The organism is Stenotrophomonas sp. SMYL8 (genome assembly GCF_036320065.1).
In the GTDB taxonomy this organism is placed as follows: Bacteria; Pseudomonadota; Gammaproteobacteria; order Xanthomonadales; family Xanthomonadaceae; genus Stenotrophomonas; species Stenotrophomonas maltophilia_A.
On the sequence record NZ_JAWIRR010000012.1, the window covers coordinates 1 to 7,949 of the forward strand.

At 67.7% G+C, this 7,949-nt stretch carries 5 protein-coding genes; 2 read left to right on the forward strand and 3 right to left on the reverse strand.

What is annotated here, in order from left to right:
- Positions 1-179: 179 nt before the first annotated feature.
- Together V3B25_RS11315 and V3B25_RS11320 are read right to left on the reverse strand one after the other, a co-directional pair.
- Entirely contained in the window at positions 180-980 is an 801-nt protein-coding gene (locus V3B25_RS11315) for a UDP-2,3-diacylglucosamine diphosphatase (protein WP_032129692.1), read from the reverse strand.
- Positions 977-2,692 (reverse strand): lysophospholipid acyltransferase family protein, encoded by a 1,716-nt coding sequence (locus V3B25_RS11320; RefSeq protein ID WP_329810683.1) that lies wholly within the window; start codon positions 2,690-2,692, stop codon positions 977-979. The genes V3B25_RS11315 and V3B25_RS11320 overlap by 4 nt, the downstream gene beginning before the upstream one ends.
- Positions 2,693-3,027: 335 nt before the next feature.
- Between V3B25_RS11320 and metK the strand changes: the two genes are divergently transcribed.
- On the forward strand, positions 3,028-4,239 hold the full coding sequence (gene metK / locus V3B25_RS11325; RefSeq protein WP_010481882.1) for a methionine adenosyltransferase: 1,212 nt from the start codon (positions 3,028-3,030) through the stop codon (positions 4,237-4,239).
- 138 nt (positions 4,240-4,377) lie between these two features.
- Positions 4,378-4,884 carry an acyl-CoA thioesterase gene (locus V3B25_RS11330; protein WP_049399791.1) on the forward strand — a complete coding sequence of 169 codons (507 nt, stop codon included), beginning with the start codon at positions 4,378-4,380 and terminating at the stop codon, positions 4,882-4,884.
- A 192-nt stretch (positions 4,885-5,076) separates the two neighbouring features.
- On the opposite strand, the gene ppc is transcribed toward V3B25_RS11330, so the two are convergent.
- Positions 5,077-7,788: a phosphoenolpyruvate carboxylase gene (ppc, locus tag V3B25_RS11335; protein WP_329810709.1), complete on the reverse strand. Its 2,712-nt coding sequence runs from the start codon at positions 7,786-7,788 to the stop codon at positions 5,077-5,079.
- Positions 7,789-7,949 lie beyond the last annotated feature (161 nt).

The following is a 7,949-nucleotide window of genomic DNA, read 5'->3' on the forward strand; positions in this document are numbered from 1 at the left end:
TCCCCTTTGGGGGCCGTACGATCCTTTATCGACGTTCGTGTGCGGGATGGGGATCGCTCGACTCGTCTGTCGGCTAGTATCCGCAGATGCATGCTTGACGGTCCCTCCACCCTGGCTCCTACATACCGCGTAGGAGCCGGGAGGAACATACAAGCATGGCTCGACTCTACAAGAGTGGGTCAAGCCGCTTGCTTGATGCGCGCGCCCGGCAGTTCCACCAGGGTCTGGCCATTGTGGTCGAGCAGGCGCAGCGCGCCATCATGGTCTTCGGCCAGCGCGGTCAGGCTCTCCACCCAGTCGCCGTCGTTGGCGTAGACCAGGCCATCGCGCTCGATCAGCGCGGCGCGGTGGATGTGGCCACAGACGATGCCATCCAGTCCGCGCCGCCGCACGTCGTCCAGCCCGGCCTGCACGAAGCGTTCGATGTAGCGTTCGGCCGCACCGCTGCGCTTCTTCAGGAACTCCGACAGCGACCAGTAGCGCATCCCCAGCAGCCGCCGCACCGCATTCAACGCCTGGTTGCCGGTCAGAATGCGGTAGTACAGCCAGTCACCGAACTTTTCCTGCAGGCCACCGAAGTGGGTCACGCCGTCGTACTCGTCCCCATGCGCAACGAGCAGGCGACGGCCATCGGCGGTCACATGGATGGCGCGACGGCGCACCTGCATCGCTGGCAGCATCAGCCCGCACACGTGGCGCAGTGACGCGTCATGGTTGCCGGGGATGTAGACGATCTCGGTTCCGGCACGGCGCAGCGCGTGCAGGGCCTGGATGACTTCGCTGTGCGACTGGCGCCAGTTGGCGCGGCGATGCGCCATCCACCACAGGTCGATGATGTCGCCCACCAGGTACAACCGTTCGCAGCGCAGCTGCGAGAGGAACCGCGCCAGCTCGGTGGCATGGCAATGACGTGACCCCAGGTGCACGTCGGAGACGAACACTGCGCGCCGGTGCGGCGACAGGTTCGCCAGCGCGCTCATGCCGGCGTCCCCGCGTCGCGCAGGTAGCGTTTTCGCTTGTTCGGCCTGATCGCGCACAGGTCCACTTCAATCAGGCCGTCGATCGAATCACTGAAGTCCGGGTCGACACCGAAGGCAAGGAAACGGGCGCCACCGGGTTCGCACAGATCGGTGTACTGGCGATACAGCGTCGGCACGCCGGTGCCGAGTGCGGCCAGGTTGGCCTTGAGCACATCGAACGCGGCACCTGCATCCAGCTCGCCGAAACTTGGCGGCGCGACGAAGTACTGGAACGGGCGGTTCGATTCGGCCAGGCCGGCGGTACCGCTGTAGTAGCGCTGGTAGTACGCCACCAGCTGCTCGCGTGCATCGCGTGGCAGCGCTGCGCTGATCGACACGGCGCCGAACAGGTAGCGGATGCCGGGCCGGCACTGCAGGTAGGCGCCGATGCCCTGCCACAGGTAGTCCAGGCTGCGGCTGCCCCAGTAATCAGGCACCACGAAGCTGCGGCCCAGTTCCAGGCCTTCGGCGATGTGGGTGATGGCGTCGTCGGAATAGCGGAACAGCGACGCGCTGTAGAGCCCGGACAGGCCGTGCCGGGCCAGCGCGTGAGCACCACGCATGATCCGGTAGGCGCCGGCGATGCGCTGCGCGGCCGCGTCCCAGATCACGATGTGTTCGTACCGCGGATCGTAATCGTCCAGATCGCGGCTGCGCCCGGTGCCCTCGCCTACCTGGCGGAAGGTCAGCTCGCGCAGACGCCCCAGCTCCAGCAGCAGCGGCGAATCGGCGGTACAGGTCGCCAGCAGGATCTGCTTGCCGTCGGCGGTCTGGCCCAGCTGGGTCGCCGCGGCGATGCCTGCGGCCACCTGTGAAGGCGGCACCGGGGACGCCAGCGGCTCGGGGCCTGCTACAGCAGCTGCATCGCCCGCCGCCCCATTACGGCCCAGCGCATACAGCGCGCGGCGCACCGCCAGCAGCTGTGCGCCCGGGTCGCCGCCCTTGCCCAGCTGCATCGGCTCACCGATGCTCAGCCGCAGCGGACGGCCACGACGGGTGAACATCTCGCGCGCCAGCAGCGCGGTGCCCGCCGGCTTGAACAGGGTCGAGGCGCCGTAGAACAGCGCCGAGTTGCGCGCCTCCACACGCACCGGCAGCACCGGCGCGCCAGCGGCACGGGCAAAGCGGACGAAACCGCGCTGCCAGCGGCCATCACGGATGCCGCGCAGCGACAGCCGCGAGACCTCGCCGGCCGGGAACACGATCACGCACTGCTCGGCGGCCAGCGCCTCTTCGACGGCATGCAGGCTGCCACGCTGGGCCTTGCCACCGAGGATGCGTACCGGCAGCAGCAGGTCCTGCAGTGGCGCGATTGCCCCCAGCAGGTCGTTGGCCACGATCCGCACGTCACGGCGGATGCGGCCGACCGCGTCCAGCAGGGCGAGGGCATCCAGTGCCCCGGAGGGATGGTTGGCGACGATCAGCAGGCGGCCGGTGGCCGGGATCCTGGCCAGCGCGGCCGGGTCCACCTGGTACTGGCCGTCGATGAACTCCAGGCCGGCGGCGACGAAGCCGAAGCCACGCAGGCCTGAGCTGCGCTGCAGGAAGGCTTCGATCTGGTCCAACCGCGACCAGCGGCCGACGCTGCGCAGCAAGGGCCGGGCCAGTTGGCCACGGCGGCCATGGAACCAATCGGGGAAGCGTTGCTGGAGACGCTGTTCAAGTTCCTGCATGGCAGATCCACTCATGCCCGGCGGCCGGCTTGGCCGACAGCCTGCGCCCGGCAGGCGGCAGCCAGATGGCGGTTTTTGGGCAGAACGATGACGGCCGCACAGCCGCTGCCGGGCGTTGTGGCCCGCGCAGTCGGGGCCGGTAGCCGCCCGCTGCGTTGTCACGCTGGTGGAACACTGGGCCTCGAGGCTGAGCCCCAATCCCAGCCGGACGGCCCCTGCCGGGCCTACGCGGGCTTAACCACCGGCAACCGGTACAGGTTCACAATGCACAGGCGGCGCACCCCGTGTATCATTCGCGCCCATCTTTCCATCCGAATCAAGGGATATTACGCCTGATGTCCAGCTATCTCTTCACCTCCGAGTCGGTCTCCGAAGGCCATCCGGACAAGGTTGCCGACCAGATCTCCGATGCGGTGCTGGACGCGATCCTGACCCAGGACCAGCGCGCCCGCGTGGCCTGCGAGACCATGGTCAAGACCGGTGTTGCCATTGTGGCCGGTGAGATCACCACCAGCGCCTGGATCGACCTGGAAGCGCTGACCCGCAAGGTCATCACGGACATCGGCTACGACAGCTCCGACGTCGGCTTCGACGGCGCCACCTGCGGCGTGCTGAACCTGATCGGCAAGCAGTCGCCGCACATCGCCCAGGGCGTGGATCGCAAGAAGCCGGAAGAAATGGGCGCTGGCGACCAGGGCCTGATGTTCGGCTATGCCACCAACGAGACCGACAGCTACATGCCAGCCGCGATCCACCTGTCGCACCGCCTGGTCGAGCAGCAGGCCAAGATCCGCAAGAAGAAGAACTCGCCGCTGTCGTGGCTGCGCCCGGACGCCAAGAGCCAGGTCACCCTGCGCTATGAAAACGGCGTGGTCTCGGCCATCGACGCCGTGGTCCTGTCGACCCAGCACGCCCCGGGCATCAAGCAGAAGGACCTCATCGAGGCCGTCCGCGAAGAGATCATCAAGCCGGTGCTGCCGGCCAAGTGGCTGCACAAGGGCACCAAGTTCCACATCAACCCGACCGGCAAGTTCGAGATCGGCGGCCCGGTGGGCGACTGCGGCCTGACCGGCCGCAAGATCATCGTCGACACCTACGGCGGCTGGGCCCGTCACGGTGGTGGCGCCTTCTCCGGCAAGGACCCGTCCAAGGTCGACCGTTCGGCAGCCTACGCGGCCCGTTACGTGGCCAAGAACGTGGTTGCCGCCGGCCTGGCCGACCGTTGCGAAGTGCAGGTCTCCTACGCCATCGGCGTGGCTGAGCCGACCTCGATCTCGGTCACCACCTTCGGCACCGGCAAGATCAGCGACGACAAGATCGAGAAGCTGATCCGCAAGCACTTCGACCTGCGCCCGTACGGCATCATCAAGATGCTGGACCTGGTGCACCCGATGTACCAGCAGACCGCGGCTTACGGCCACTTCGGCCGCAAGCCGAAGGAATTCAGCTACCTCAACGGCGAAGGCGAGACCGTCAACGCCACGGCCTTCTCCTGGGAGAAGACCGACCGCGCTGCCGCCCTGCGCGCCGATGCGAAGCTGAAGTAAGAAACACGAAGGGCCGCTCACGCGGCCCTTCTGCTTCTGGTAGAGCCGGCCGCTGGCCGGCTTTTTCATGGCCTCCGGAAACAATCGCGTGGTTGCCGGCCAGCGGCCGGCACTACCGGTTGCCGATACAATCGCCCCATGTCGACCGAACTGAAAACCCACCAGCTGTCCATGACCGTGCTGATGTCGCCGGAGATGGCCAATTTCTCCGGCAAGGTCCACGGCGGCGCCATCCTGCGCCTGCTCGACCAGGTCGCCTACGCCTGCGCCAGCCGTTACGCCGGCAGCTACGTGGTCACCCTGTCGGTGGACCAGGTGATGTTCCGCCAGCCCATCGCGGTGGGCGAGCTGGTCACCTTCCTGGCCTCGGTGAATTACACCGGCACCTCGTCGATGGAGATCGGCATCAAGGTGGTGGCCGAGGACATCCTCAAGCGCAGCGTGCGCCATGCCAACAGCTGCTTCTTCACCATGGTGGCCGTGGATGAGGAAGGCCGGCCAACGCCGGTGCCGTCATTGCAGCCGGTCACGTCGGACGAGAAGCGCCGCCAGGCGGCCGCATTGATCCGCCGCCAGCTGCGCCAGGAAATGGAGCAGCGCCATCTGGAACTGCTGGCGTCGAACCCGCCGTCGCCGGAAGAGTGAGGTAGTGCCGGGGGGGGGGGGGGGGGCCGGCCCGCGGCGGCACGCAAAAATGAGGGTGCGGCGCGCGGGCCGGCCCCGGTCGGGCGCGGCGCCCCCCCCCCCCCCCCCCCCCGCCCTCCCCCGGCGCCCCCCCCCCCCCCCCCCCCGCCACTACCATTTCGAATTCGCCGGGCCACGCCCGGCGGATGCATTTCACCCGGTGTTCTGCACACCCTGCGAAACACCGTTCACGCAGGCCACCAGCGCGCGCAGCAGCTCGTCATCCTCGCGCCCGCTTTCGCGCCAACGCTGCAGCAGATCCACCTGCAGCACGCTGATCGGATCGACATAGGGATTGCGCAGACGGATCGACAGCGACAGCCGCGCATCGTGGTCGAGCAGCGTCTGCTGGTCCATCAGCGCCAGCAGCCAGTGCCGGGTCAGTTCCAGTTCGCGCTGTACCTGCGGGAAGAAGCGCCCGTGCAGGTCGCCCGACAACAGCGAGAACTGCTCGGCAATGGTGATATCCCCCTTGGACAGCACCATCGCGATGTCGTCCAGGAAGGTACGGAAGAACGGCCAGTCACGTGCCATCTCGCGCAGGGTCTGCTCGTGACCAGCATCGACCGCCGCCTGCAGTCCGCTGCCCACGCCATACCAGCCGGGAATGACGGCACGCGCCTGGCTCCAGGCGAACACCCACGGAATCGCACGCAGGTTGCCCAGTGCTGCGTCCTGACCGAGCCGGCGCGACGGACGCGAACCCAGCGTCATCCGCTCGATCACGTCGATCGGCGTGGCCGTGCGGAAGTAGTCCATGAACCCAGACTGGCCGACGAAGGCGCGGTACACCTCGCTGCTGGCCAATGACACCACGTCCATCACCGGTCGCCACTCATCCTCGCGGGGTTCGGCGGCACGCGGGCGCAGGCTGGCGCGCAACACCGCACCCGTAGCCTGTTCCAGCGAGCGCAGCGCCAACGCACGGATGCCGTATTTGCGATGGATCACTTCGCCCTGCTCGGTCACCCGCAGGCGGCCATCAATGCTGCCGCGGGGCGACGCATCAACCGCGTGCGTGGTCTTGCCACCGCCACGGCTGATCGAACCGCCACGGCCATGGAAGAAGGTCAGGCGGATGCCGGCCTCGGCCGCCACCTCCAGCAGTTCCACCTGCGCACGCTGCAGGCCCCAGCGCGAAGCAGCGATGCCACCGTCCTTGCTGCTGTCCGAATAGCCCAGCATCACCATCTGCACGTCATCGCGTGCACGCAGGTGCGCGCGATAGATCGGGTCGGCCAGCAGGTCACGCAGGGTCGCGGTGCCGCGCTTGAGGTCATCCACGGTCTCGAACAGTGGCGCAATATCCAGCGGCACCGAACCGCCCTCTTCCACCAAGCCGCCACGGCGTGCCAGCGCAAGCACCGCCAGTACATCGCTGCGGTCATGCGCCATCGAAATGATGTAGCTGCCCAGCGCATCGCCACCATGGCGCGCACGCGCATCGGCCATCACCGCGAACACCGCATCCAGTCGCCGGTTGCCTTCGTCGTCGCCCTTCGGCAACGGCGTGTCACCACTCGCATACGGCGCCAGCAGGCGCGTGCGGCCCAATGCGTCCAGATCGTCCCACGCCGCGTCGCCGCCCAGCACGGTGGCCAGCGCGCGCGCATGCACGCTCGATTCCTGGCGCACGTCCAACCGCGCAAGATGGAAACCGAACGTCTTCACCCGCCACAGCAGGCGCTGCACGGCGAAGCCACCGGCATGTTCGCCGCGGTTGGCGCGCAGGCTGTCGAGGATCAGCTGCAGGTCCTCGATCAGTTCATCAGGACCGGCGTAGGCGCCTTCGCCGTCATCCAGCGTGGCCTGCAGGCGTGCACGCATGCGGTCATTGAGCAGGCGGTACGGCATGTCGGCATGGCGCGGGCGCGACTGCACCTGCGGCAGCAGCTGCTGGTAGTGCGCCACGCACGCCTGCAGCGCATCGCTCACACCCACCCGCTCGGTAGACTGGCTGAGCAGGCTGGCCAGCTGCAGCAGCTCCTTCTGGTAGCGCGCGAGTACCGCCTGCCGCTGCGCATCCAGCGTATTGCGGATGGTATGGGCATCCACGTTCGGGTTGCCGTCCATGTCGCCGCCCACCCAGGTACCGAAACGCAGCAGGCGCGGCAGCGGCAGTTCTTCGCCATAGGTATCGCGCAACGCCTGCTGCAGCGATTCGTACAGCACCGGAATCACCCGGTACAGCACCTGCACCAGATAGAAGCCGACGTGCTCGCGTTCGTCATCGACGGTGGGCCGCACCGGCGAGGAATCGGTGGTCTGCCACGAAGCGGTCAATGCCATGCGGAAGCGCGCGGCATCGGCGGCGGCCTCACCCGGCGTGCGCTGGCCGTCGAGGTTGTCGACCAGGCTGGCCACCATCAACTGCTCTTTTTCCAGCAGCGCGCGGCGTACCGCTTCGGTCGGGTGTGCGGTGAACACCGGTTCAATGTCGATGCGTGGCAGCCACTGCGCCAGCTCGTCCAGGCCCACACCCTGCGCCTTCAGGTGCTGCAGTGCATCCTGCAGGCCATCGGGCTGCGCCCCTGCGGTACCGGCGCGCTGGTAGTCACGGCGACGGCGGATGCGATGCACGCGCTCGGCGATGTTGACCACCTGGAAGTAGGTGCTGAAGGCCCGCACCATGGTTTCGGCCTGCTGCGGCGTGCGCCCGGCCAGGCCATCGGCCAGCTCCGACAACGGCGCCTGGTTCTCGCGGCGGGCGATGGCGCGGGTGCGCACGCCTTCCACATCGTCGAGGAAGGCGGCGGAGACCTGTTCAACCAGCAGGTCGCCAACCAGCGCGCCGAGCCGGCGCACATCATCGCGAAGCGGAAGATCGGGGGAAGCAAACTCGATGCTGCTGCGGTACTCGTTCATCGGCGACGCACAGGCCTCGGTCAACGGATCCAGACCCCAAGCCTAAACCAGAACGGGCATCGTGCTGCGATGCAAAAATGGTTTCATCTGGTAGTGGCGGCCCGCGGCCGGCCCCACCCGGGGCCGGCGCGGGTTGTTATTAGCCGTGGCCGGCGCGGCCG